We start from the raw sequence: 1662 nt of genomic DNA, 5'->3' as shown, positions 1-1662 counted from the left end.
CCTCGATCCACCGCGTGATCTCTGGTCACGCGGTGTGATTGTTTTCGGGGCGGGTTTCCGGTTTTGGGCAGGGTGGGTTTCCGGCTGGCCGCTGCCGGTGGCGGGTTCTCCAAGGTCTTCCAGGTCGTGGGCGGGCGGCGGGGGTCCGGCGGGTCAGGTCTGCATCCGTTGTCCGGTGGCGGTCCACAGGTCGGTGAAGTCGTCGGCCCAGCGCCATCGTTGGGGAAGATGCAGCACCACGTGTCGTCCCGGGCGGGCGATGCGGGCCGGAACGTTGATGAGATGGCGGCGGATCGTGCCGGTCCGGGCGCGTGCGTGGAAGGCGGAGGCGAGGTGGCCGGCGGCGCGGGTGAGGTTGTAGGCGGTGGCCGCCAGGGTGAGCCAGGCGGCGTTCGCGGTGAACTTCCCCGAGGGCAGGTGCGCGAGGGCGGAGTCCTCCAGATCGGCGAAGACCTGTTCCACCGCGGCATGATCACGGTGCATGGGTTCGGCGTCGGTGAGGACGAAGACGCTGTCGGTGAAGATCACGTGGTGGCGCCAGACGGCGAACAGTTCACTCTGCCCCTCGGGCACTGTCTTCGGGTTCAGTCGTTTCACGCGGCGCACGATGAGCCGGGCGCTGGTGTGGAACGCCTTCTTCTTGCTGGTGAACGCGGTGAACTCGATCTCGGCTATCTCGGCATCAGAGATCCAGCGTTCCTCCTCCTCGTCCCAGATCGCGTCGGTGTACTTGATCGACCTCCAGGCATCGGCCCGGATGGTCTCGATGGCCGCACGGATCGTCTTGGTGACCGCGACGGCCAGGGAGAAGCGGGCGCCGGCCTTGCGGCAGGCGTCCACGACCTTGTGGGAGAAGTAGGCGGAGTCGGCGCGGACGACGATCTGTGCGGTGATGCCCATCGCCCGCACCGTGGCCAGGGCCTCCCGCAGCAGCGAGGCGGCGCCCTTGCCCGATCCCGCCGAGCCCTTGCGCAGTCTGGTGGCGACGATGACCGGCGCGCAGGTGGAGGTCTTGACGGTGACGATCTGGAAGTGGAGGCCGCGGACCTTGGTGTAGCCGAAGGAGGCGCCCTGTTTGGACGGGCCGTAGACCTGTTTGACCTTGGAGTCGATATCGACGAACACCACCTCGTCCCCCTTTGGGACGAAGCCGGTATGGGCGGCCAGATTGCAGGTGAACGCGCGTGCCGCCGACTCAAGTTGGCGTACATGACCCCAGGTGAAGGCGCGCAGGAAGGTGCCCAGCGTGGACGGCGCCCGCACCCCGCCGAACAGCTTCGCCAGCCCGCCGTGGCGCAGGACGTCCAGGTCGTCGATGGAGTCGGCACCGGCGGCCATACCGCCCACGATGCTCATCACCTTCGCGTCGGCAGCCGTACCAGCGCCGTTCTTCGCACCGGTCAACCGCACCTTCTCCGCGACCAGCCCCGGCAGGTCACACCGCTCGGCCAGTCGGATCACCGGGACCAGCCCGGCATACGCAATGAGATTCGGCTCATCGAACGCGGCGAACACCCGCGCGGGGCTATGGAACAATTTCACTTCAGAGGTGCCTTGCTGGTTGGTACTGGTGGAAGCGTCAGAACTCCCATCATCCCAGGTCAGCAGGCACCTCTTCTGGTTTCTCCGTCCACAGCCCGACCACTACACGGTGGATCGAGG

Annotated in this window: 1 protein-coding gene; it reads right to left on the bottom strand. The window is 66.9% G+C overall.

Annotation, left to right across the window (positions count from 1 at the left end):
• Positions 1-153 precede the first annotated feature (153 nt).
• The gene (locus tag OTB19_RS42700; RefSeq protein WP_267804249.1) at positions 154-1542 is read right to left on the bottom strand and encodes an IS1380 family transposase; all 1389 of its coding nucleotides are present in this window, start codon (positions 1540-1542) and stop codon (positions 154-156) included.
• Between the last annotated feature and the right edge of the window lie 120 nt (positions 1543-1662).

The organism is Streptomyces sp. H27-H5, assembly GCF_026627505.1.
Lineage (GTDB): Bacteria > Actinomycetota > Actinomycetes > Streptomycetales > Streptomycetaceae > Streptomyces.
The sequence above is the reverse complement of the archived record's forward strand: the minus strand, read 5'-3'. Positions and strand labels throughout refer to the sequence as shown.